This window comes from Thermoanaerobacter sp. A7A (assembly GCF_000445185.1).
In the GTDB taxonomy this organism is placed as follows: Bacteria; Bacillota; Thermoanaerobacteria; order Thermoanaerobacterales; family Thermoanaerobacteraceae; genus Thermoanaerobacter.
In genome coordinates, this window is record NZ_AVAF01000002.1 from 1 (window position 1) to 26,142 (window position 26,142).

The following is a 26,142-nucleotide window of genomic DNA, read 5'->3' on the forward strand; positions in this document are numbered from 1 at the left end:
TGTGAGAGGACGGCGGTTAGTCACCGCCTCCTACTCGATTGATAGATTAAAAATTACAGATGAAATAGATTTTGTAGGCGGTATAATAAATGGCACTACTAATTATATTCTCACCAAAATGACTACTGAAGGTAGAAGTTATAAAGAAGCACTTAAAGAAGCCCAGCAATTAGGATATGCAGAAGCAAATCCCGATTATGACGTAAAAGGCTTTGATGCCCTTTATAAGCTTGCTATATTAATGAGGAAAGTGTTCAATATAAACGTGCCAGTAAATTCTATAACCAGAAAAGGAATAGACGAAATCACGACTCAAGATTTAAATTACATCAATAAGTGGGGATATAAAATAAAATTATTTGCCTGGGGCAAAAAAGTCAAAGATGGCATCTTTGCAGGAGTGGAACCAGTTTTAGTCGAAGAAAATAATATTTTGTCAAGGATAAACGACGTAAATAATGCTATCATACTTAGAGGGGATAGTTTTGGTGAATATGTTTTTGTAGGAAAAGGTGCTGGAGAACTTCCTACAGGGGATGCTGTAGTGGCAGATTTAATTGATATATTGTTAAACTATGATATCAAAGATAATAAGAGGATAAACTTTCTTCCAATTCGTCAGGGAAGTTTTACAGATACTTTTTATATAAGGCTTGAAACTCATAAAGAAAATATTTTAGGTTTGAAAAAAGTTTTAAAGTTTTTAAAAGAACAAAAAGTATCAATTGTGGAATCTTCCTATGAAAACGGCACATTTACAGCTATTGTTAAAATGAAGAAAAGTGTTGAGACATTTACAGAAAAATTAGAAAAAATAACCGAGATAAAAACTATTTTTAAAGTTTTGCAAGAGGATATAACAGAAGAAGTAAGTAAATTTGAGGATTTTGTAGAAGTGATTTAAAAAATTTTGTGAAAGGAGTTAAAAGTATGTCTAAAAAATATGGTTTTTCAACTTTGGCAATTCATGAAGGGTGGGAGCCTGACCCAACTACGGGAGCTGTAGCCCTTCCTATATATCAAACTTCTTCCTTTGCTTTTAAAAGTACACAACATGCTGCAGACCTCTTTGCCTTAAAAGAAGAAGGGTATATATATACTCGAATGATGAACCCCACAGTTGACGTTTTTGAAAAGAGAATAGCTGCATTAGAAGGTGGGGTAGGTGCCCTTGCTGTATCTTCAGGTCAAGCAGCTATAACGCTGGCAGTTACTAATATCGCAGGAGTAGGAGACGAGATTGTATCTTCTACCAATCTTTATGGAGGGACTTATAATCTTTTTGCGACTACTTTGAAAAAGTTTGGTATAAATTTTAAGTTTGTGGACCCCAGCAATCCTGAAAACTTTAAAAGTCAAATAACAGATAACACAAAAGCTTTGTACGTTGAGACTATTGGCAATCCAAAGATTGACGTGGCTGACATTGAAAAAATAGCAGAAATTGCCCACACTGCAGGAATTCCTCTCATTGTAGATAATACTTTTGCAACTCCTTACCTTGCACGGCCTATCGAGTTTGGGGCTGATATAGTGGTACATTCGGCGACTAAATTTATAGGTGGACATGGGACTTCTATAGGTGGAGTTATAGTAGATTCTGGAAAATTTAATTGGGACAATGGAAAGTTTCCAGAACTTACAGAACCAGATCCAAGTTATCATGGTATAAGGTATGTAAAAGATGTAGGCGAAGCAGCTTATATTGTAAAAGCGAGGGTGCAGCTTTTAAGGGATTTGGGTACTGCTTTGAGTCCATTTAATGCATTTTTATTCGCACAAGGATTAGAGACTCTATCTCTTAGGATGGAAAGGCACAGTCAAAATGCTTTAAAAGTTGCAGAGTTTTTAGCTTCTCATCCCTACGTTTCGTGGGTGAATTATCCAGGACTTAAATCAAGTCCCTATTATGCTTTGGCACAAAAGTATTTGCCAAGAGGGCAAGGAGGAGTTTTGACTTTTGGCATAAAAGGCGGATTAAAAGCAGGCATTAAGTTTATAGAGAGTTTAAAATTATTTACTCATCTTGCTAATATAGGGGATGCAAAGTCTTTGGTTATACATCCAGCCAGCACGACCCATCAGCAGTTATCAAAAGAAGAACAGTTAGCTTCTGGTGTTACGGAGGATATGATAAGACTTTCTGTAGGGCTGGAAGACATAGAAGATATATTAGAAGACCTTGATAATGCCCTTTATGCATCGCAAGAATAGATAAGGAAAGGTTGATGTAAATGATAGTTGAGGAAAAAAAGGTTACACTAAAAGGGAAAAATATATTCACTACAGAAAGTGGATATAGCTTTGATGAACTTACTATTGTTTATGAAACTTATGGAAAATTAAATAAAGAAAAAAATAACGTGATACTTGTGGAACACGCTTTAAGTGGCAGTGCCCATGCAGCAGGTATGCATCCTGGGAAAAATAACGTGGGCTGGTGGGACCCTTTAATTGGTCCGGGCAAGTATATTGATACAGATAAGTATTTTGTCATATGCTCTAACTTTCTTGGCAGTTGTTATGGAACGACAGGCCCTTCTTCTATAGACCCTAAAACAGGAAAACCTTACGGTTTAAGGTTTCCAAAAATTAATATAAGAGACATGGTGAGAGTGCAGAAACTTCTTCTAGATTATCTTGGCATAGACCGGATAAAAGTCGCTATTGGAGGGTCTATGGGAGGAATGCAGGCTTTAGAGTTGGCAGTGACATACCCGGATTTAGTGGATAAATCTATTGTCATAGCTGCTGATTATAAGCTTACTCCTCTTAATATTGCGTATAATCATGTAGGAATACAATGCATACTAAATGACCCACATTTTTACGGCGGTGATTACTATGATAAGCCCCATAAACCTGATAAAGGATTGAGCACTGCCAGAATGCTGGGAATGATAACCTACAAAAGTGGTGATTTATTTGACTATAGATTTGATAGGTTAAGAGATGAAAACAATTTTGAAGTGGAAAATTACCTCAACTATCATGGTTTGTCTTTTATAAACAGGTTTGATGCAAATTCATATTTATATATTTTATGGGCTATGAATGAACATGACATTACGAAGCCTTATGGTTCTTTGAAGATGGCACTTAAAAGGATTAAAGCGGAAATACTCATGATAGGGATAGATACAGATATGATTTTTCCTTCTAAGTACATGAGGGATTTCATTAAAAAACTTAATGCTTCAGGAGGGTGTGGCAAATTTGAAGAAATATCTTCAATGCAAGGTCATGACTCTTTTTTGGTGGATATAGATAAGATTGGACCTATTATTTCGGATTTTATAGAAGAAACATACAATAAAGAAATGGTTTGTGTATAATTGTAAAAGAACAGTCCCTTTTAAAAGGGGTTGTTCTTTTTTATGCTTTATTAATGTTATAATTAAAATATATCGTAATTTTATAAAGAGGTGATTTTAATGTCAAAAAAAGAAATAAAACTTGGCTTTATAGGGCTTGGCTTTATTGGGACAATCCATTCTATAGCTTGTTTTTCAATGCCTTTAATATTTAAAAACCTTCCTTTTGAAGTGAAACTTGGACCTGTGTACAAGAATAACATAGAAGATATACCACATTTTTTTGAAAAAGGTGTAAAAAGTATTGAAGAAATGTTGGAAGAGGGCGGCCTTGATGCTGTCGACATATGTACCCCTAATTACCTTCATTATGAACAGGCGATGAAAGTGATAGAAAAAGGCATTCCATTATATCTTGAGAAGCCAATAGGAGTTAACGGCAAAGAAGCCTATGAAATAATGGAAAAGGCAAAAGAAAAAAGGATAATACATCAAACAGCTTTAATGTATAGGTTTATGCCCGCTGTAAACCAGGCAAGAGACATGATAAAAAATGGAGAGATAGGTGAAATTTTAAATTTTAAGGCGTTGATGCTTCATTCGGGCTATATGGACCCTAAAAGGCCTATGTCCTGGAAAATGAAAAAAGCTACTTCTGGTGGTGGAGCAATAGTTGACATGGGGATACACCTTGTGGATGCAGTAAGATTTATGATGGGAGAAATAAAGTCTTTAAGATCAAATTCGAAGACATATTTTAAAAAAAGGCCTGTATCCAAAGGCTCTGAAATTTATGAAGAAGTGGATGTAGATGACTGGACAAATGTAGAAATAGAAATGAAAAATGGAGGATGGGGAAGTATCGAAGCCTCAAGGATATCTGCCGACCTTGAGGAGGAGACTCGATTTGAAATATACGGTACAAAGGGCTCAATAAAAATATCTACAAAACATCCTCGTTATGCTGTATTATATAAAAAGCAAGATAATATCCAAATAATTGGCGATTACGATAAAAAAAGCAAATTTAGCGAGTATGTGGAGTCAATATATCCTACAGAAAAGTATTCTCTTGGATGGATGGTAGATTTACACATGGCAAGCCTTATAAATTTTTTTACAAATATAGTAGAGGATAAAATTGTATTTAGTGAGACACCCACTTTTGAGGAAGCCTACAAAGACCAGGTTATTTTGGATAAAATATTATTATCAGCTGAAAATAATGGGAAAGTTATTAGTAATCTAAAAGATTAGTTGTCAGTATATTATTCAATCAATAAGATAGGGGTAGTAATAAGATGAAAATTACAGTAAAAAAAGAGTTTTTGAAGAGAATGGAGCAATTACTTAAAGAAGAGTATGAAGATTTTTTAAAGGAATACGACAAAAAGCCTCAAAAAGGCTTAAGAGTGAATACATTAAAAATCGGTGTAGAAGAGTTTAAAAAAATTGTTCCTTTTGAGATAACCCCAATTCCTTGGTGCCCAACTGGGTTTTATTATGATAAAGAAGAAAAGGCGGGCAACCATTTGTACCATATTTTAGGACTTTACTATATTCAAGAGCCGACAGCGATGGCAGTTGTGGAGGTGTTAGACCCTAAACCAGGGGAAAAGATTCTCGATGTAAGTGCAGCGCCCGGTGGTAAGACTACACACATAGCTACGAAAATTGGCGATGAAGGAATAATTGTTGCTAATGAAATAGATAAAAAAAGAATAAAAGCACTGGTGGAAAATGTAGAGAGAATGGGAATAAGAAATATTGTCATAACAAATGAAACTCCTGAAAAGTTGGCTACCGCATTTGAAGGATATTTTGATAAAATTTTGGTAGATGCTCCTTGTTCAGGAGAGGGAATGTTTAGAAAAGACCCTACAGCAAGGAAAATTTGGTCTTTAAATAATGTCATGAGTTGTTCTATTACACAGAGAAATATTTTGCGAAGTGTAGCTCCTTTATTAAAAAAGGGAGGCATTTTGGTTTATTCTACCTGTACTTTTGCTCCTGAGGAGGATGAAGGAGTTATAAAAAAATTTTTAGAAGAACATCCTGAATTTGAAATTGAAGAAAGTGAGATTAGCAAATTCTTTGACAGAGGGCATCCCGAATGGGTTGAAGGTCCTGAAGATTTAAAAAAATGCATGAGATTATGGCCACATAAGGTGAGAGGAGAAGGACATTTTATTGCGAAACTGAGAAAAAAAGAGGAAGAAGAACCAGACTCTAGATTTAAAAAAGCAAAAGGCAGAAAAAAGCAAAAAGAATTACAACTATTTTACGATTTTGCTGATAAATATCTTAATTTAGACTTAGATAATCTAAATATTGAAGTGCATAATGATTTTGTTTACCATGTATCAGAGGGTTTACCGGATTTGAGTAATATAAAGGTATACAGATACGGTTGGCAGTTAGGGGAGCTTAAGAAAAACAGGTTTGAGCCTTCTCACTGGTTGGCAATGGGAATTAAAACTTTACAAGCTAAAAGACTTTTGGAACTTGAAAGAGAACAAAAGGAAAAATATTTAAAAGGAGAAACTTTTGAATTGGACTTAGAAGACGGCTGGATTTTTTTTACTATAGAAGGGTTTCCTGCGGGATGGGGCAGAATTGCAAAAGGGGTAGTTAAAAATTATTATCCTAAGTGGCTTAGAGATATAAAAGTTTGGGAAGAATAGTTGTGTAATGCTCGCGTATGCGAGCTTTTATTTTTATGCTTTAAAATTTCAAACTTGAGGGAATAATATTTTTAGCACTAAATTGCAGTGAGGGAGTTGACATACTATGGAGTATGTGTTGATAGGAGCTATCTTGCTTTTAATAGCCGCGTTTGTTGTACATATTTCAAAAAAGCCTACATGGGGTAAGGAAGATTCTATAGGAGATTTTGACGATATTATTTTAAGTTCGGAGGAAATGGAAAAGCATGCAGCAGAAATAGCGCAGAATCACAACATAATGAAGAGAACTAAATTATCCTATTTGCTAATTCCGCGGATGAATAAAGACTACAACTACATAAAGAATGTTTACAGAAATTTGAACAGCATTTTAAAAGAAGAGGATGTCTATATTTCTCAAGAAGAGGAGTGGTTGTTAGATAACTTTTATATAATCGAAGAGCAAGTTAAGGAAATAAGGAAAAGTTTGTCAAAAAGTTATTATTCGGGGCTTCCAGGGCTTAAAAATGGTTTATTCAAAGGTTACCCAAGAATATATGCTATAGCCTTTGAGCTAGTTCTTCACACTGATGGGAAAATTGATGAAAAAGCCATAATTAATTTTATAAAGGCTTATCAGACAAAGGCTTTGCTTTCCAGCTCTGAGCTGTGGGCTTTAAGCCTTATGATACGTATTGCTTTGGTGGAGAAAATAAAAAAGATTTGCGAGAAAATTGTAGAAACTCGCCACCAAAGGGAAAAAGCAGAAAAGATACTCACATTGCTTTTGGAAAAAGAAATGAAATATGAAGAAGTGAAAAAGCTTATAAGGAACAATATCAATGTTGCAGACAGATTCCCTCTACAATTTATTGAACATTTGGTAAGTAGACTTAGAAAAGAAGGGAGTAATTCTGTTAATGTCATACAGTCTATAGAAAAAATTTTAATGGAGTATGATACTAGCATTAACGATGTAGCAGAAAAGGCTCATCAAATACAGGCAAAAAGGCAAATTTCTATAGGCAATGCTATTACCAGTTTAAAAACTTTTTCCTCTCTCGATTGGGCACAAATTTTTGAAAGTTTGAGTTCCGTAGAGCAAGTTTTGAGGCAAGACCCGGACGGTACATATCCTAAGATGGATTTTGAATCAAGAGATTATTACAGACATGAAATAGAAAAAATAGCTAAATATTATAATACTTCAGAAACTTATGTTGCTAAAAAGGCAATTGAATGTGCAAAAGAAGTGACAGAACAAGAGGGAAAACTAGGATATATAAACCATGTAGGATTTTACCTTGTAGGCAAAGGAAGAAGTATTCTTGAAAATAAGCTGAGTAACAAATCAAAAAGGACAATAAGCTGGAGAAAAATTGCCAAAAAATCTCCAGAGACTTTGTATGTAGGTTTAATTTTAATCTTCCTATTGGTGGAGGAGTTTTTTGCATTAAAATATATAGCAAATTTTTCTAATAAATGGGGGCTATTATTTATCTCTGGTGTAATTCTTCTAATACCTTTTAGTGAAATGTCAGTTCAATTAGTAAATTGGATTTTAGTGCATATTTTTAAGCCAGTAGTATTGCCAAAAATTGAGTTAAAAGAAGGTATTCCTGAAGATGCTAAGACAATGGTAGTTATTTCTTCTCTTTTGCCAGATGAAAAAAGGACAAAAGAGCTGATTGAAAATCTTGAGGTGTATTATCACGCCAACAGAGAAAAGAATTTGTATTTTGGCTTATTAGGGGATTTTAAAGACGCTCCTTTTGAGGTTATGTCGGAGGATGAGAAGATTGTAAAGTGTGCTTTGGAACAAATTGAAAAGTTAAACGAGAAATATTCTAAAAACGGCGAAAAGATATTTTACTATTTTCACAGAAAAAGAAAATACAATCAAATGCAAAAAAGCTGGATGGGCTGGGAAAGAAAAAGAGGAGCTCTTGTCGAATTTAATGAACTTTTAAGAGGGAAGGAAGATACGAGTTTTTATGTAGTTAGTGGAGATGTTGCCAAACTAAATATAAAATATGTAATAACTTTGGATGCAGATACAAATTTGCCTATTGATACTGCTAAAAAATTAGTAGGTACTATGTTGCATCCCTTAAACAAAGCAGTGATTGACAGAGATTATGGTGTAGTAGTAGAGGGATATGGACTATTGCAACCTAGAATAGGCATTGATATAGAAAGCGCAAATGCTACACTGTTTTCTAAAATCTATGCTGGAGAAGGCGGTATAGATCCATATACTACAGCAGTATCAGATGTTTATCAGGATTTGTTCGGAGAAGGCATATATACAGGTAAAGGAATATACGATGTAGATGTATTTAGAGAACTTTTAAGAGATACTATACCGGATAATTCTATTTTAAGTCATGACCTTTTAGAAGGGTCCTTTGTGCGAACCGGTCTTGTCAGTGATATAGAATTGATTGATGGCTATCCTGCTAAATACAATTCCTATATCATGAGACTGCACAGATGGGTAAGAGGGGATTGGCAGTTATTGCCTTATTTGAAATCTAAAATAAAAAATAGAAAAGGAGAAATGGTAAAAAACCCCCTTTCTTTAATAACTAAATGGAAAATTATAGACAACCTAAGAAGAAGTGTTGTTTCAGTTGCCTTGATGTTAATGCTATTTTTAGGATTTAGCCTTTTGCCGGGAAGCAGTTTTTTATGGTTAGGGGTTGCGATTTTAACTGTATTCTTCCCAATTCTACCTGCTTTAGTTGACACTATTTTTAAAGGCCAGTTCAGACACTATTGGGAAAAAAGACATAAAGCCGTGATAACAAGCATAGAAGCCGCTTTTTATCAATCATTACTTAATTTTGTGTTTTTACCCTATCAAGCTTATATGATGGCAGATGCAATAGTTAGAACATTGACGAGACTGTATATAACTCGAAAGAATTTATTAGAATGGATTACGGCTGCTGACATGGAGAAGCGACTTAGAAATGACTTTGCAAGTTTTTTTAAAAGAATGTGGATAGTTTTAGTAGAGGGATTAGCATTAGTTGCATTAGCTATGTATTTTAAACCCCAAGATTTAATTGGGGCAATAGTGCTTTTTTTCCTTTGGGCAATTTCTCCCTACATTGCTTTTTATATAAGCCAGCCAATAATTTCAAAAGAAAAAACTGTGTCACAAGAGGAAATGGAGGAATTGCGACTAATTGCGAGAAAAACCTGGAGATTTTTTGAAGACTTTGTGACAGAAAGCCAGAATTATCTACCACCAGATAATTTTCAAGAAGACCCGCCTAATGGGATTGCGGAGAGAACGTCACCTACAAACATAGGACTTTACTTGGTTTCAGTAGTTGGAGCAAGAGATTTAGGCTATATAACCACAACTGAGATGGTAGAAAGAATCAAAAAAACCCTCACTACAATTGGAAAAATGGAAAAATGGAACGGCCATTTGTACAATTGGTACAATACGAGGACTTTAGAGCCTTTAAGGCCCTATTATGTGTCTACTGTCGATAGCGGAAATTTAGTAGGTTATTTGATTACAGTAAAGGAAGCAATAGGTGAATTTTTAAATAAACCTCTTATAGATATTGAATTGGCAAAAGGCTTAAAAGATACTATCAAAATGTTGAATATAGAAGGAATTACTGAAGATATTTTTAGAAACATTTTAAATAAAAAAACTTTAATGCCATCTGATTGGGAGGTATTCTTAAGTAAAATTAGTGAGAAACTTTCAAGTACAGAAGATGAGGTAGGAAATATTGAAAGGTTAAAGAATATAATTGGGGCTTTAAAAAGGGAGATGAAAGAATTTTTAGCATGGACAGAATTTGATGAAAGACAGAAAGAGCAAGAAATTTTTAAAAGATATAAGGAGGTTTTTGAAGAACATTCATCTCCAAAAGAATTGGAAAAAGTCTATAAAAACTATTTATTAGAAATAGAAGAAGTTTTTGAAAAAGCTACAGAAGAGGAGAAAGCTTTGTTAAAAAGTCAAAAAGATAAAGTTGCCCGGGCTTTGGAGAAAATCAAAAACTTGGAGGCAGAGATTGAAAATATAAAGAGTATAATTGAAAATTTGGTAGAAAAAACAGAGTTCAGACATTTGTATGATGAAAAAAGACAGTTATTCTCAATAGGATACAATGTTGAGGAGGAAAAACTTACAAAGTCTTATTATGACTTGTTGGCTTCGGAAGCAAGGCAAGCAAGTTTTATTGCTATTGCAAAAAGAGAAATTGATAAAAAACATTGGTTTAAATTGGGCCGGATGCTTGCCATTGAAAATCGTTATAAAGGCTTGGTATCTTGGTCTGGAACGATGTTTGAGTACTTTATGCCCCTTTTAATAATGAAAAATTACCAAAATACTTTATTGGATGAAACTTATGCCTTTGCTGTAAGAGTGCAAAAAAATTATGCTAAAGAATTAGGAATTCCATGGGGTATATCGGAGTCCGGATTTTACGCTTTTGACATAAATTTGAATTATCAGTACAAAGCTTTTGGAGTCCCAAGTCTAGGTCTTAAAAGGGGATTATCCCACGACAAAGTAGTAGCTCCTTATGGGTCTTTGCTGGCTATTGGAGTAGATGTAGAAGGGGTACTACAAAACATAAGGTTCCTTAAAAAAGAAGGAGTTGAAGGGAAATACGGTTTTTATGAAGCGATAGATTATACACCAGAAAGATTTCCTTTTGGCAAGAAAAGTGCGATAGTCAAAAGCTTTATGGCTCATCACCAAGGTATGGCTTTTGTGGCTTTAGACAATTTTATAAATAACAATATAATGCAAAAAAGATTTCATAAAGACCCAAGTATAAAAGCTATTCAAATATTATTACAAGAAAAAATGCCAATGTATTTAGATATAACGAGGGAAGAAAGAGAAGAAGCAAGAAAAATTCAAAAAGTTCGCAAAGAAGATGGAGACTTTGTAAGGGTTTTAGGAGAATCAAAAACTTGGCTGCCAGAGGTTCATATTTTATCGAGCGGAAGATATTTTGTAATGCTTACAGAAAAAGGGACAGGATACAGTAAAAATAACAAAGGTATTTTCTTGACAAGATGGAGGAAAGACTTGGCGCAAGATTTTGGTACCTTTATATTTGTTCAAAATATAAACTCTAATACTGTATGGTCAGCCACTTACGCTCCCTTTTACGAAAAAGGTCAGAATTACAGGGTTGTTTTCTCTGCAGATAAAGCAGAATACTTTAAAAGAGTTGGAAATATAGATACTCACTTAGAGATAGTCGTTTCACCAGAGGATGATGTGGAGATAAGGCGGTTGACTTTAAAAAATCATAGTAAACATCCGAGAATATTAGAAATTACAAGTTTTGGAGAAATAAGCTTAATAGATTTGCCAACAGATGTGGCACATCCTGCTTTTAATAAACTTTTTGTAAAAACAGAATTTTTAAAGGAAGAAGATGCAATTTTAGTCTGCAGAAAGCCAAGGGAACAAGGAAAAAATAAACTATGGGCTGTGCACAAGGTAGCAGTTTTAAGTGGAGAAATTGTGGGAGATACTCAGTTTGAAACTGATAGAGCAAAATTTATAGGAAGAGGAAGAAGTCTAAAAAATCCAATTGCTTTAGAAGCTGATCAGCCCCTTTCCAATACAGAAGGAGCAGTTCTTGATCCTATTGTAAGTTTAAGAAAAAGAGTAAAAGTAATGCCAGGGGAAGTAGCAAAAGTAGTATATATTTCTGCAATAACTGAAACTAAAGAAAAAGCCATAAAAATTGCTGCAAAATACAAAGAGGAAAATGTAGTAGAAAGAGCTTTTGAAATGTCGTGGACAAGAAGTAGGGTAGAATTAGATTATCTTAATTTAAAACCCAGAGAATTAGGCCTTTTGCAAAGAATGTTGGCTCACATTTTATTTGTGAGTCCTCAACGCAGGTATAGAGAAGAGATGATTTTGAAAAATGTAAAAGGTCAATCTGGTCTGTGGGCATATGGGATTTCAGGAGATTTGCCAATTGTGTTAGTAGAGATAGAAAAGATGGAAGAAATAGAAATGGTAAAGTGGTTTTTAAAAGCTTATGAATATTGGAAAATGAAAGGGATAAATATTGACCTTGTGATATTAAACAAAGATAAAAGCGGTTATCTACAGCCCTTACATGATAAGATAAAAGAATTAATTAATACTACCTTTTCTTATGACATTTTTGGCAAATATGGAGGCGTATATTTGTTACAGCAAAATAATTTAAAAGAGGAAGATGTATATCTTTTAAATACTGTTGTTGCCCTTAAGTTTGAAGGAGGAAATGAATCTATTTACGACCAGATAATGATTAAAGAGACAAAAAACGCTCCAAAACTTAAAAATTGGGTCAAAAAAGTACAAAATTTTGAAGAAATCAAATTAGAGAAATTACCATTAGATTATTACAATGGTTTTGGAGGATTTAGCTATGATGGCAAAGAGTATATCATAAAGTGGGAAGGCAAAAGTACTCCTGCTCCTTGGATAAATGTGATTTCCAACCCTTCTTTTGGCTTTCAGGTGTCAGAAACAGGAGCAGGGTATACTTGGGCAGAAAACAGCCGGGAATACAAATTGACTCCATGGTACAATGACCCTGTTTTAGACCCCCATGGAGAGGTAATTTATTTAACAGATGAGGAAACAGGGGACAGATGGTCAATTACTCCTTTACCTGCTGGTAAAGCAAAAGTTCATTATATAAAACATGGTTTTGGGTATACTTCATTTGAAACAATATGCTGTGGTTTAAGCCAACACTTAAAGATGTTTGTAGCAAAGGAAGATTCTATAAAGATAAATTTAGTTACCATCAAAAATTTAGGGAATGAAAACAGGAAACTTACAGTATCTTATTACATAAGGCCAGTTTTAGGAGTAACTGATGAGATTACTTTTCCGTATCTATTTACAAAGTACGATGAAAAAATAGGAGCATTAATGATTAAAAATGTGTACAATGAAGATTTTGCTAATAGATTAGCATTTTTGTCAGCTTCAGAAAAGATAAATTCATTTACAGGCGACAGAGCAGAGTTTATAGGAGTTGCTTCAAGTTTAACTTTACCCCAAGCATTGGAATATGAGACTCTCTCAAATTCTACAGGAATATCATTAGACCCCTGTGCTGCAATACAATTTCATGTAGAAGTAAAAGCTAAAGAAGAAAAGCAATTTACAATCTTGTTAGGACATGGTAAAAACGAAGAAGAAGTAAAAAGGTTGATTTTAAAGTATACAAATGTTGAAAATTGTCAGAATGAATTGCAAAGAGTCCAAGAATTTTGGCAAGAGCTTCTAAGAAGGATACAGATTAAAACTCCTGACAAGTCAATGGATTTACTTGTAAATGGATGGCTGCCTTATCAAACAATTGCGTGTAGATTGTGGGCAAGGTCAGCTTTTTATCAATCAGGAGGAGCTTATGGCTTTAGAGACCAATTGCAGGATGCTATGAATATGGTATATCTAGAGCCAGAATTTACAAAAAATCAAATAGTCAACGCTTGCCAGCATCAGTTTGTTGAAGGAGATGTGCAACATTGGTGGCATCCTGTATTAAATAAAGGTATAAGGACAAAATTTGCCGATGACTTGTTGTGGCTTCCTTACGTCACAGCTGACTATATAGAAAAGACAGGAGATTGGCCTATACTGGACATAGAAGTAAATTACTTAGAAGATTTGCGTTTAAAAGAAGAAGAGGAAGAAAGATATTCAACACCTCGTATATCTGAAACAAAAGGTACAGTATATGAGCATTGCATAAGGGCTATAGACTATTCGTTAAAATTTGGAGAACATGGTTTGCCTTTGATGGGGGCTGGCGACTGGAATGACGGAATGAATAAGGTAGGAAACAAAGGAAAAGGGGAAAGTGTATGGCTTGGCTGGTTTTTGTACACTATTCTTCAGAAGTTTTCGCCCATATGTCAAACTAAAAAGGATGAAGAACATGCAAAAAAGTATCAAGAAATAGCTAATAAATTAATAAAAGCTATAGAAGAAAATGCATGGGACGGAAGTTGGTACAGAAGGGCTTACTTTGACGATGGGACACCTTTAGGATCTGTAGACAATTCAGAATGTAAAATTGATTCCATATCTCAATCTTGGTCTGTTATATCTAAAGCGGGAAAAGAAGTAAGAGTAAAAGAGGCAATGAAGGCTGTTGTAAATTATTTGGTCAATGAGGAAGAAGGGATAATAAAGCTTTTAACCCCTCCCTTTGACAACGGGGATTTAAATCCGGGGTATATAAAAGGATATGTTCCAGGAGTTAGAGAAAATGGGGGTCAATACACTCATGCGGCAGCATGGGTAATACTCGCCTTTGCAGAGCTAGGAGAAGGAGATAGAGCATGGCAACTTTACAATATGATAAATCCTATAAATCACACCAGGACCCCTATTGAGTGTATGAAGTATAAAGTAGAGCCCTATGTCATGGCTGCAGATGTGTATGCGGTAGAACCTCATGTAGGAAGAGGAGGTTGGACGTGGTATACTGGCGCAGCAGGTTGGATGTACAGAATAGCAATTGAGAACCTCTTGGGTTTGAAAAAATACGGAGAAAAACTTATAATAGACCCTTGTATACCAAAAAATTGGGATAAATATGTGATAGAATATAACTATAAGAATACGAAATACCTAATAGAGGTAAGAAATCCCGAAGGTGTTAACAAAGGTGTAAAAGAAGTATATATAGATGGAGAGCTTGTCACAGATAAGACTATTGATTTAACAAAAGAAGGAAATGGTCATCAGGTGTTAGTGATAATGGGATAAGAAGAAGCTATGACGACTTTTGTCATAGTTTCAATTTGTAGACAAACTTTCGTAAAGTAGATATTTTGCATAAGGAGCGACTTGTTACAAAGCGGTAACAAAACTTAACAAGACCGAGGGTGGAGGCAGGGCCGAAGCCATGGATGGCGAAGGCGGGCACCTGAGACAGGACGTCGATTGTGCCCGGGACCCTGCCGGAACCCGAAGGTAAAGCTTAGTTTTGTCGCTTTGGAACACCGGAGCGACGATGCAAAATATCTACTTTAAAAAATTTTTGACTTTGTCAACAAACTAAAGCTATGACGACTTTTGTCATAGTTTCTTATTATCATTTTGCTTTAAGTTACAATCTTAACTAATGCTTAACAATTTGTACACAAATTTTTAATAATTTTATGATACAATTTCCACACTATGTAAAATGGAGGGTTGAGACTGCTATGATGATAGAGCTAAAAAACGTCACAAAAGTTTATGGTACTCGTAAAGCAGTAGATAACATAAGCTTTTCTGTCGATAAAGGAGAAATAGTTGGTTTTTTGGGGCCCAATGGTGCTGGTAAAACTACCACTATGAAAATGATAACAGGATATATGCCTCCTACCAGCGGTACTATAAAAATTGCAGGATATGATATTGTTGAACAACCGATAGAGGCAAAGAAACATATTGGTTATTTACCAGAGGTACCTCCTTTGTATTTAGATATGACCGTAGAGGCATATCTCCATTTTGTAGGAGGTATAAAAGGTGTTCCTCCAAAAAAGAGAAGAGAAGATGTTGAACGAATTATACATGAAGTTGGTTTGACTGATGTGAGAAAAAGGCTTATAAAAAACTTGTCTAAAGGTTATAAACAAAGGGTTGGACTAGCACAAGCAATCATAGGAGACCCTGATGTTTTGGTATTAGATGAGCCGACAGTAGGTCTTGACCCTAAGCAAATTAAAGAAATAAGAGATATTATAAAAGAGTTAGGGAAAAAGCATACAATAATTTTAAGCACTCATATATTGCCAGAAGTTAGTATGGTATGTGACAGAGTTATTATAATAAATAAAGGGAAAATTGTTGCAATAGATAAGACAGAGAATTTATCAACTGCATTGCAAAATTCAAGGAGATATTTTATAAAAGTGGAAGGGCCTTATGAAGAAGTAGTAAACAGTGTAAAAGAGATTGAAGGAGTAACTAATGTAGAAGCAGAAGTTGATTCAGATAATACGATAAAGTTGACAGTGGAATCTTCTGCTGATAAAGATGTTCGAAAAGATATGTTTTTTGCTTTTGCCAAAAAAGGCTTTCCAATATTAGAACTTAAAATGCTAAATTATAGTCTTGAAGAAGTATTTTTAGAACTTACAACAGAGGAGGAAAGTTACGATGAAAATGTGGGAAATACTAAAGAGGGAGCTTAAAAGCTATTTCTTTTCCCCACTTGCCTATGTGCTGCTAGGATTTTATCTTTTGATATCTGGATACTTTTTTACAACCTATGTGTTATCTACTCATTATGCTATATTAACTCCAATCTTAGGTAGTATGGTCACTGTTTTTATGTTTATAAGTCCTATTTTGACAATGAGACTTATTTCAGAGGATATGAAGACGGGAACAGATCAACTTTTACTCACGTCACCCGTTACAGTTACTGATATAGTGATTGGCAAGTTTTTTTCTACAGTGTTTGTGTATTTAGTAGCACTTGTAATAACTTTTTTATACCCCATTTATCTTAAATTGTATTCTTCACCAGATATGGGTTCTATCATAGCAGGTTATATTGGAGTGTTTCTAATAGGAGTGACTTTTATATCAATAGGGCTTTTTGCTTCTTCACTTACAGAAAATCAAATGATAGCTGGAGTAATTGGATTTGCTTTAATTCTTGTGCTTTGGTTGATTAGTTGGCTAGGAGACGTGTTTAGTGGAAAAGCAAAAACTATTTTTCAGAATCTGTCTTTCTTTGACAGGCTAAATAATTTTCTAAATGGATTAGTGAATTTAAGTGATGTAGTCTTTTTCATAAGTGTAATTATATTCTTTATTTTCTTGACAATTCGTGTTGTAGACAAAAGACGTTGGAGTTAGGAGGAGAAAAGATGAATAATATAAGGCTAAAGTACGGGACTAATGCTTTTATAATGACAGCTCTTTTACTGGCTATTTTAATATTGGCAAATGTTATAGTCACGCAAAAGCCTGTCAAGTGGGATTTGACTAAAAACAAGCAATATACCCTTTCTGACCAAACAAAACAAGTTTTGAAAAGTCTAAAAACAGATGTAACTGTCTATGCCTTTTTCAAAGAGGGTACTACTTCAAGAGACATGGTAAAAAGTTTGTTAGATCAATACAGAAATGTTTCAAAGAGAATAATTGTCCATTTTGTAGACCCAGATAAGGAGCCGGCAACTGCTCAAAGATATGGAATTACGGATTATGACACAGTGCTTTTTATTGCAGGAAGTGGTGCTAATGAAAAAAGACAGATAGTAAATTCTTATGATATTTTTGGCATGGGTAGTCAGCCTAATACTGCTACTTTTAATGGAGAAGAACAGTTTACACAGGCTATAATTGATGTTACACAGCCTAAAAAATTAAATGCGTATATTCTTCAAGGACATGATGAATTAAACAGTATTGACTATTTGGTGACTTTTAAAAACGCTTTGAGAGGAGAAGGATATAATGTAGAAGATTTAAATATAGGACAGGCAGGAGGAATACCAAAAAATACAGACTTATTAGTTATTGTTAACCCAAGAAGAGACTTTACTGACAAGGAAATGGCTGCTTTAAAAGAATACTTTGACAAAGGCGGAAAAGCAATCATTGCAATGGGGGCAGAATATGGGCCTTTGACTCAAAAATCTGTAAATGAGCTTTTGTCTACTTGGGGTGTAAAATTTGACAATGACGTTGTAGTAGATCCAGGAAGGAATTATTTTATGGACCCGCTTTCTCCAGTTCCTCAGTACAAATTTCATACTATAACTAATAAATTGGATTTATCAAACTTGTACGTTGTAATGCCAATGTCAAGAAGTATTTCTTATCCTGATAAACCAACAGAAAATATAACTATAGAGCAATTGCTTTCAACCAGTGATAAAGCTTGGGGTAAAACCGATTTTAACTCAAAAGATGCTAATTTTCAAAAAGGTGATATCAAAGGTCCTTTAAGCTTAGGCTTAGCTATATCCGATTCAAAGACAGGAATGAAGATTGTAGCTATTGGAAGTAGCATGATGTTTACTGATAAAATAATTACATTGGAAGCTAATAGAGACTTTTTAATGAACAGTGCTAACTGGTTAGCGGATAAGACAACACAGATTTCTATACGTCCTAAATCCCTTGAGTTTAATCAGATTTTCCTAACTGGCAAACAAGCTGCTATACTCTTTTATACCACAGTTGTAACTATTCCACTGGTAATGTGGATAATTGGAGGATACATGTGGTATAGGAGGAAGACATTATGAAGATTTTTAAAACCACTATTGTTTTGCTGGTAATATTCGCTGTTCTTTTTGGCTACTATTTTTATGAAAGTAAGACCAATAAACCTGTTAAAGAAGACAACAAAATTTTTACCTTCAAAAATAACGATGTAAATTCTTTAAAAATAGAACAAGAAGGGAAAACTTTAATTGATTTTAAAAAAGAAGGCGATACATGGTTTATAAAAGAACCTATTGATTATAAAGCAGACAGCATTTATGTTGATGAATTATTAGACAACTTGACTTCTCTTACTTTTGATAGAACGTTAGAAGGTGATTTATCCACTTATGGTCTTGACAAACCTTCTTATGCGATAAAAGTATCTTTGAAAAATGGAAAAAGCTATTCACTTTTTATAGGTAATAAATCTCCTGTAAAAGAAAATTACCAAGAGGGTTATTATGCAAAAACTGATGGAGATAAAATTTACAGAGTCAATGCTTCTTCTTTAGAGAATTTCTTTCTGACAGATGATTACGCATATAAATATATGGAAAAATTTGTAGTGTCTATTCCAAAGAATGAAATAACTAAATTAGTTTTCTACCAAGATGGAAAAGAGTATCAAATACAAAAAGATGAAAAAGATAACTGGCAAATTGATGGGAAAGCTATTAAAGCTGATGATGTAGACAATCTCTTAGACGGAATAGTATTACTTCAAATTAGTGGATTAGATGAAGGAAAAAATATTTCACAGGGAGAAACACCTTTTGCTTTTGATGTGTATGGCAAGGACAAAGTAGAAAAAATAAGCTTTGCTAAAAGAGATGCAGAAAATAAATATGTGCTTATTAATGGACATTGCATAGGACAATATGTAACTTTGAAAGACATAAAAAATCTGCAAGATACTTTTGATAAACTTATTAAGTAAAATTATAGAAAGGCAGAAACTGCATGTTTCTGCCTTAGATTTATACTAAGCTTTTAAATGCAAAGTGCGTTGTAGGAGTATTTAATGTAATTTTTAAAATTACAAATTATACGCTATGCGAAAACCTTCGTGAATGGCATCTATAAATTTTCTAGGCTTGACACAATCCCCAATAGCATAAACAGGTATATTTTCTTCTTCAATGGACTTCAATAAATCATTTTTAGGTTTGGAGCCAACTGCCATTACGACTGGATAATGATGATACTACAATTATTAGTAATGTCAAGAGCTTTGTGTAACTTTAGTAAAACTTTGTTTGCTTTTTATGGGTTCATTCCATTTAATACACTAAGCTGAGGAAGACGACCATTTTCTCTTACTGTTAGACTTAGCATCAACTAAATAAAAGAGGAGCTTTTTCTCTAAGAGACCTTAAATTCTAGGTCATAATAATAAGGTTAAGGTTTTATTCTTTTTTCTTATCTTCTATAAGTTTAATTATATATTTCACAGAATTTTCAGCTTTTTCAAATGCCTTGGTAGCATTATCTTTATTAGGTTTGCCACCAGGTAAATAGCCAATAGGAGCACTTGGATATCTTGTTGGAATATAATAGGAGTCTAAAAATTCCATATCATCTCTCAAAATTTCAAATTCTTTGTCCAAGTTTATACACAATTCTAACAAAGTGATCAAATTGTGTACTTTAGGAGGATTTATATTATTAAAAACCAAATAGGCTTTTAAAGCTTTTTCTACAGCTTGCTGCGAATGGACACAAACAATAAGTTTTTAACAGTTCTTTTGCTGCCTTCAAATCGTCATTAGCATAATCTAACCACTGACTATATTTATGAACTTCTGTCATACAATATGACCCCCTTCTTGAGTACCTCTTCGGTATAAAATAGGTCTCTATTCTTCTTAAACAACTCTTCTTCTTCTGGTGTATATACTAAAAAATCAACTCCTACTCTAGGATGGGTAAGCCTCATTAAATATAAAGTTCTATCAGCAAATCTTAAATCTGTATCCATTATCACGACTAAGTCAATATCGCTCCATTCCTTAGCAGTACCATTAGCCATTGACCCGAAAAGTATTATCCTCTCTGGATTGCACTTTTCAATAATAATATTCGTTATCCTCTTTAGCTCATCTTCTAAGGAATACTTTAATAATTCAGTGGCTTCTATCATAAAAAACACCTCTTTATTAGACTCTCCCTTTTATCCATCAACGTTTGACAGGAGTAGCGACTGTAACATTTTTAGTTCCGGAAGAAATGTTAAAGAAAAAAGGAATTCAGTCTACACAAAATTTTCTACAGTATCAGTTTCTATTCATATTAGTACTGTTTTTAAATCAATCACAAGATCTTCAAAAATAGAAACTTTAACTTTATCATCTTGTGTATATATGTCGGGTCGTCCATATCTTTCATTATCCTGTAAAATAAACACACTTAGGATTTTGTTTTCGGGTTCTACTATCCAATATTCTTTCACACCATACTTTTCATACAAGTTAAACTTGTGGAGTTTATCTTTCTGTGCTGTTGAAGGCGAAATAATTTCGATTATCAAATCAGGAGCTCCCGTACATCCCTTCTCATCAAGCTTGGATTCATCACACACAACAACTATATCAGGCTGAACTACAGTCTTTATATTTTCCTCGTCCTTCTCATTTCCGTCAGGAAACCTTACATCAAAAGGTGCCATATATACTTCACACGATTTATCTTTGAGATAATCAAAAAATTGGTAAAAAAGCTGTCCCAAGATCCTTTGATGAGTTCTTGAAGGGGAAGTCATCAAGTAAATTTGGCCATCAATCAGTTCTATTCTTTCATTTTCTGGCCACGCTATATAATCTGCATAAGTATATATTTTATTTTCTTTTGGCAACGGCATATTTAACACCTTCTTTCAAATTAGATTAAAAGCTTTTATTCCTCTTATGTAAATTGCCAAAACATCCACACCTTTTTCATCTAACAGCAAATACATTACTCACATTTAACCATTTAACTCCTTTTACATTTAATTATACCACAACAACCTTAAGTTTTCTTCAAATAATGTAAAATTTCACTTTTTGATTTTGCGCGTGGATTTACAATGCAAGCAGGATAATATTCAGTACGTTTCTGCCTATTTGTCTATGCTTGACATACATTGAAAATTAGGATACAATAAAAGAAGTACAGTTTATTACTTTATCACGTTACAAAGACAGAGTAAATTGTGGGGTGTTTTAATGATATATTTGCCTGATGGTGTACAAGATTTTTTGCCGGAAGAATATAGAGTTAAGCGCAAAATAGAAGAAAAGTTTAGAGAGGTTTTTATAAAATTTGGCTATCAAGAGATAATGCCTCCTACTTTTGAATATAGCGATAATTTTTCTGTTTTGTTTGATGAAAACAATTTGTACAGGTTTTTCGATAAAAAGGGAAATATATTAGCTTTAAGGCCAGATGTGACTACTCAAATAGCGAGAATTGTGTCTACAAAGTTAAAAGGTAGTTTCCCACTTAAGTTATGCTATGTCGCTAATGTCTATCGCTATGATGACCCACAGGTAGGAAAAATGAGAGAGTTTACTCAGGCAGGGATTGAACTTATAGGTACAAATCATGAAGAATCTGATGCAGAGATAATAGCAGTTGCGATAGAGGCTTTAAAAAGTATTGGAATAGAGGACTTTAAAGTGGACGTGGGACAGGTGGAATTTTTTAAAAGAGTAGTGGAAGATTTAGAGTTACAAAATGAAGAAATAAACCTTTTAAGAGAGTTTTTGCAACAGAAAAATCAATCTGCGATAGAAGAATTCATAAATGATAAAGGAATTAGGGGCAAAAAAGCAAAGTTTTTAAGTGAACTTCCTCTTTTATTTGGTGGCGAAGAAGTGCTTAAAAGAGCAAAAGAGCTTTATGATACTCCTAAACTAGGTGAAACGATAGATTACCTTGAAAGAGTATATAGAATATTAAAAGATTTTGGTATGGAAGAGTATATAAGTTTTGACTTAGGAATGGTGCAAAATCTTAATTATTATACTGGTATCATATTCAGGTGTTTTGTTAAAGGGATTGGTTATGCTATATGTACCGGAGGAAGGTATGATGGTCTTTTAGGGATTTTTGGAGAGCACATTCCGGCGACAGGTTTTGCTATAAGTGTGGAAAGGTCAATGTTAGCACTTCAAAAACAGAAAAAAGATATTATTGATAAATCCTGGAGAGTTTTAATAAAATACAAGGAAAACTTAAGAAGTAATGCTTACAAGAAAGCCACTTTGTTAAGAGGTGAGGGAAAAATTGTAGAGATGTATAGCTATGAAAAAGCGAAGCATGTTGATGAAAATAGCTTTGACGAAATTATAGATATGGAGGAATAATATGGAAAATATTTCTATTGCACTGCCAAAAGGTAGAATGGCAGATAGTGCTATAACTTTGTTTGAAAAGGCAGGAATTGCTGAGAATATTTTAAAAGATATTTCTCGAAAACTTGTTGTTAATGACCATAAAAATTTAATGAAGTTTATGTTGGTAAAGCCGATGGATGTGCCCACATATGTAGAACACGGGGCAGCTGATTTGGGGATTTGTGGAAAAGATATTCTCTTAGAGCAAAAAAAAGATTGCTATGAAGTTTTAGATTTAAAATTTGGTTTTTGTAAAATGGTGGTTGCGGGGCCTAAAGAGGCAAAGGACAGTTTTCTTACTAATAAAAGAGTTGCAACAAAGTTTCCCAATATTGCAGAAGAATTTTTCAGGCAAAAGGGAGAAAATGTAGAAATAATTAAGCTGAATGGTTCTGTGGAGCTTGCTCCTATTGTGGGGCTGTCAGAGGTAATTGTAGACATTGTAGAGACAGGCAATACTTTAAGAGAAAATGGTCTTATAGTCATTGAAGAAATTTTTCCTTCCAGTGCGAGATTGATAGTGAATAAAGCCAGTCTTAAAACTAAAAGCCAGAGAATAAAAGAGATAATTATAAAATTAAAAGAGGTTGTGGAAACTTTTAAGGAGGTTTAAAATGATTGAGATATTTGATTTTCGAAAGGGAATTGACAATGGTATTTTACAAAAGCTTCACAACAGAAGTAAATTAGAGAATAAAGAAATAGCAAAAAAAGTGGAAGAAATAATTTCAAACGTAAGAGAGAGAAAAGACAAGGCTTTGTTTGAGTATACTTACATGTTTGACGGAATAAATCTTGACAAAAGTACTGTAAAAGTTACGAAAGAGGAAATAAAAAATGCTTATAACGAAGTGGAAGGAGAATTTTTAAAAGCGATTGACAAAGCTATCAAAAACATAACAGAATTTCATGAAAAGCAAAAACAATCTACATGGATGGATTTTAAAGAAGGTATAATTTATGGGCAGATAGTAAGACCTCTTTCTCAAGTTGGGATTTATGTGCCGGGGGGAACCGCTTCTTATCCTTCTTCAGTTTTGATGAATGGAATACCTGCAAAGGTGGCTGGTGTAGAGAAAATAGTGATGGTTTCTCCGGCTGGTAAGAAGGGAGTAAACCCTTATGTGTTAGTGGCTGCAGACAAGATAGGAATAGAGGATATATATAAAGTTGGAGGCGCACAGGCTGTTGCAGCCTTGGCATTTGGGACAGAGTCAATACCTAAGGTTGATAAAATAGTTGGCCCGGGAAATATTTTTGTCGCAATGGCTAAAAGAGCTCTTTACGGACATGTGGATATTGATATGGTGGCAGGCCCCAGTGAAGTTTTAGTTATAGCTGACGAAACTGCTAATCCTAAATATGTGGCGGCGGACCTGTTGTCACAGGCGGAACATGATGTAATGGCATCTTCAATACTTGTCACAACATCTTTGGAGGTTGCGCAACAAGTAAAAATAGAAATTGAAAGGCAAATGGAATATCTTGAAAGGAAAGAAATAATTGAAAAGTCTTTAAAAAATTTTGGTGCGATAATTGTTGTAAATAATTTAAAAGAAGCAATTGGTATTGCAAATGACATAGCTCCGGAGCATTTAGAGCTTAACATTTCCAATGCCTTTGAAATAATTGGTGAAATCAAGAATGCAGGAGCAGTCTTTGTGGGAGAATATTCTCCAGAACCCTTAGGGGACTATCTTGCTGGCCCTAACCATGTGCTTCCTACTAGTGGAACAGCAAGGTTTTTCTCGCCTCTTTCTGTGACGGACTTTATCAAAAAGATGAATATTCTCTATTATTCTAAGGATTCTTTGAGAGAGGTAAAAGAGGATGTAATAACTTTAGCAAATTCAGAAGGGCTTACCGCTCATGCTAATTCTATAAAAGTGAGGTTTTAAAATGATTGAGAATTTGGTGAGAGAAGAAATTAAGGGATTTAAAAATTATGAAGTGCACAGTATTCCCTACAGATATAAGATGGATGCAAATGAAACGCCTTTTGAACTTCCTGAAGAAGTGATAAAAAATATTCAAGAGATTGTAAAATCTTCTCAAGTAAATGTATATCCAGACCCTACTGCAGAAAAGTTAAAAGAAGAATTGGCACGATATTGTGGAGTAGTGCCTACAAACATATTTGTGGGAAATGGCTCGGATGAGATAATCCACCTTATTATGCTGGCTTTCATAAACAAAGGTGATGTGGTAGCATATCCTCATCCTTCTTTTGCTATGTACAGTGTATATAGCAAAATTGCAGGAGCAGTCGAAATACCTGTAAGGTTGAGAGAAGATTATAATTACGATGTTGATAGTTTTATTAAAGTTATAGAAAAATATCAGCCTAAATTAGTGTTTTTGTGCAACCCTAATAATCCAACAGGAAGTGTTATAGAAAGAGAAGATATAATTAAAATAATACAAAAGAGCAATGGAATTGTAGTTGTTGACGAAGCTTATTTTGAGTTTTATGGTAATACAATTGTAGATGCTATAAATGAATTTGAAAACTTGATTGTTTTAAGGACCTTATCTAAGGCTTTTGGACTTGCCGGTTTGAGAGTAGGATATGCTGTAGCTAACGAGAATATTTTAAAGTATTTAAACCTTGTGAAATCACCTTATAACATTAACTCTTTATCTCAGATAATAGCTTTGAAGGTTTTAAGGACAGATGTTTTAAAAGAAAGAATTAACTACATTTTAGAAGAAAGAAAGCGTCTTATAAAAGAGCTAGGCAAAATTCCTGGCGTTAAAGTTTATCCCTCAAAAACGAATTTTATATTGGTAAAATTTAAAGATGCAGATTATGTGTACCAGGGGCTTTTAGAAAGAGGAATTTTGGTGAGAGATTTTTCAAAGGTAGAAGGGCTTGAAGGAGCTTTAAGGATAACAGTAAGTAGCCGAGAAGCTAATGATTATTTAATAAATGGGTTAAAGGAGTTATTGCTATGAGGAAGGCGGAAGTTAAAAGAAAAACTAAAGAGACGGATATATACGTTGAACTTAATATTGACGGAAAAGGAAATTATGACATAGCTACAGGAATAGGTTTTTTTGACCACATGCTTTCTTTATTTGCCAAGCATGGACTTTTTGATTTAAAAGTAGTGGCAAAGGGAGATTTAGAGGTAGACACTCATCACACTGTTGAAGACGTAGGTATTGTATTGGGCAATGCTTTTTTAAAGGCTGCCGGCGATAAAAAATCTATTAAGAGGTTTAGTACATTTTATGTACCCATGGACGAAGCCTTAGTGAGAGTTTCTGTAGACATAAGTGGAAGGCCTTTTTTATACTGTGATTTGCCTTTAAAAGCTGAAAGAGTTGGAAATTTTGAAACGGAAAATGTGGAAGAATTTTTAAGAGCCTTTGCTTACAACTTTGGCATTACACTGCATGTAGAACTTTTGCACGGCAGTAACAGTCATCACATTATAGAGGCAACTTTTAAAGCACTGGGGAGGGCTCTTGATGAGGCATTGAGAATAGATGAAAGGGTAGAAGGGATACCTTCTACTAAAGGGATTTTATAAAGATAC

Annotated in this window: 19 protein-coding genes; 15 read left to right on the top strand and 4 right to left on the bottom strand. The window is 34.1% G+C overall.

Features of this window, described 5'->3' with window-relative positions; genetic code table 11:
- The 10 genes from M663_RS0100040 to M663_RS0100085 all read left to right on the top strand — a co-directional run.
- The coding region (locus tag M663_RS0100040) for a homoserine dehydrogenase (protein ID WP_029687506.1) at positions 1-904 on the top strand (904 nt) is incomplete at its 5' end.
- A gap of 26 nt (positions 905-930) precedes the next feature.
- Positions 931-2,214: a homocysteine synthase gene (locus M663_RS0100045; protein WP_019907951.1), complete on the top strand. Its 1,284-nt coding sequence runs from the start codon at positions 931-933 to the stop codon at positions 2,212-2,214.
- A gap of 20 nt (positions 2,215-2,234) precedes the next feature.
- Positions 2,235-3,335 carry a homoserine O-acetyltransferase gene (locus tag M663_RS0100050; RefSeq protein WP_003871217.1) on the top strand — a complete coding sequence of 367 codons (1,101 nt, stop codon included), beginning with the start codon at positions 2,235-2,237 and terminating at the stop codon, positions 3,333-3,335.
- A gap of 99 nt (positions 3,336-3,434) precedes the next feature.
- Entirely contained in the window at positions 3,435-4,571 is a 1,137-nt protein-coding gene (locus M663_RS0100055; RefSeq protein ID WP_003870605.1) for a Gfo/Idh/MocA family oxidoreductase, read from the top strand.
- Between the two features lie 44 nt (positions 4,572-4,615).
- On the top strand, positions 4,616-5,998 hold the full coding sequence (locus M663_RS0100060) for an RsmB/NOP family class I SAM-dependent RNA methyltransferase (protein WP_029687507.1): 1,383 nt from the start codon (positions 4,616-4,618) through the stop codon (positions 5,996-5,998).
- Between the two features lie 106 nt (positions 5,999-6,104).
- A complete protein-coding gene (locus M663_RS0100065; RefSeq protein WP_029687508.1) occupies positions 6,105-14,771 on the top strand; it encodes a glucoamylase family protein in 8,667 nt (2,888 codons plus the stop codon).
- 440 nt (positions 14,772-15,211) lie between these two features.
- Complete coding sequence (locus tag M663_RS0100070) at positions 15,212-16,189, top strand: ATP-binding cassette domain-containing protein (RefSeq protein ID WP_003867490.1); 978 nt, start codon at positions 15,212-15,214, stop codon at positions 16,187-16,189.
- Positions 16,155-16,862 carry an ABC transporter permease gene (locus M663_RS0100075; RefSeq protein ID WP_003870609.1) on the top strand — a complete coding sequence of 236 codons (708 nt, stop codon included), beginning with the start codon at positions 16,155-16,157 and terminating at the stop codon, positions 16,860-16,862. The genes M663_RS0100070 and M663_RS0100075 overlap by 35 nt, the downstream gene beginning before the upstream one ends.
- A gap of 11 nt (positions 16,863-16,873) precedes the next feature.
- Positions 16,874-18,262, top strand: a complete 1,389-nt coding sequence (locus M663_RS0100080) for a GldG family protein (protein ID WP_003870610.1) — start codon at positions 16,874-16,876, stop codon at positions 18,260-18,262.
- Positions 18,259-19,161, top strand: coding sequence for a DUF4340 domain-containing protein (locus M663_RS0100085; RefSeq protein ID WP_029687509.1), 903 nt, complete (start codon positions 18,259-18,261; stop codon positions 19,159-19,161). Before M663_RS0100080 ends, M663_RS0100085 begins: the two co-directional genes overlap by 4 nt.
- A gap of 469 nt (positions 19,162-19,630) precedes the next feature.
- Here the strand turns inward: M663_RS0100085 and M663_RS0100090 are convergent, their stop codons facing one another.
- From M663_RS0100090 to M663_RS0100105, 4 genes are all read right to left on the bottom strand, one after another.
- On the bottom strand, positions 19,631-19,900 hold the full coding sequence (locus M663_RS0100090) for a HEPN domain-containing protein (RefSeq protein WP_029687510.1): 270 nt from the start codon (positions 19,898-19,900) through the stop codon (positions 19,631-19,633).
- Positions 19,890-20,033, bottom strand: a complete 144-nt coding sequence (locus M663_RS14970; RefSeq protein WP_003867495.1) for a hypothetical protein — start codon at positions 20,031-20,033, stop codon at positions 19,890-19,892. Before M663_RS14970 ends, M663_RS0100090 begins: the two co-directional genes overlap by 11 nt.
- Positions 20,017-20,364, bottom strand: coding sequence for a nucleotidyltransferase domain-containing protein (locus M663_RS0100100; protein ID WP_003870621.1), 348 nt, complete (start codon positions 20,362-20,364; stop codon positions 20,017-20,019). Before M663_RS0100100 ends, M663_RS14970 begins: the two co-directional genes overlap by 17 nt.
- Before the next feature lie 144 nt (positions 20,365-20,508).
- Positions 20,509-21,081: a Uma2 family endonuclease gene (locus tag M663_RS0100105; protein WP_003870624.1), complete on the bottom strand. Its 573-nt coding sequence runs from the start codon at positions 21,079-21,081 to the stop codon at positions 20,509-20,511.
- A gap of 346 nt (positions 21,082-21,427) precedes the next feature.
- On the opposite strand from M663_RS0100105, the gene hisZ reads away from it, so the two are divergent.
- Genes hisZ through hisB form a run of 5 tightly spaced genes read left to right on the top strand, consistent with a single transcriptional unit; the run spans position 21,428 to position 26,136 of the window.
- A complete protein-coding gene (hisZ, locus tag M663_RS0100115) occupies positions 21,428-22,570 on the top strand; it encodes an ATP phosphoribosyltransferase regulatory subunit (RefSeq protein WP_029687512.1) in 1,143 nt (380 codons plus the stop codon).
- Between the two features lies 1 nt (position 22,571).
- Positions 22,572-23,213 (top strand): ATP phosphoribosyltransferase, encoded by a 642-nt coding sequence (hisG, locus tag M663_RS0100120; protein WP_003870626.1) that lies wholly within the window; start codon positions 22,572-22,574, stop codon positions 23,211-23,213.
- 1 nt (position 23,214) lies between these two features.
- Positions 23,215-24,498, top strand: a complete 1,284-nt coding sequence (gene hisD / locus M663_RS0100125; protein WP_029687513.1) for a histidinol dehydrogenase — start codon at positions 23,215-23,217, stop codon at positions 24,496-24,498.
- Position 24,499: 1 nt separating this feature from the next.
- Positions 24,500-25,555, top strand: coding sequence for a histidinol-phosphate transaminase (gene hisC, locus M663_RS0100130; RefSeq protein WP_029687514.1), 1,056 nt, complete (start codon positions 24,500-24,502; stop codon positions 25,553-25,555).
- Complete coding sequence (hisB, locus tag M663_RS0100135) at positions 25,552-26,136, top strand: imidazoleglycerol-phosphate dehydratase HisB (protein ID WP_004400588.1); 585 nt, start codon at positions 25,552-25,554, stop codon at positions 26,134-26,136. Before hisC ends, hisB begins: the two co-directional genes overlap by 4 nt.
- Positions 26,137-26,142: the final 6 nt, after the last annotated feature.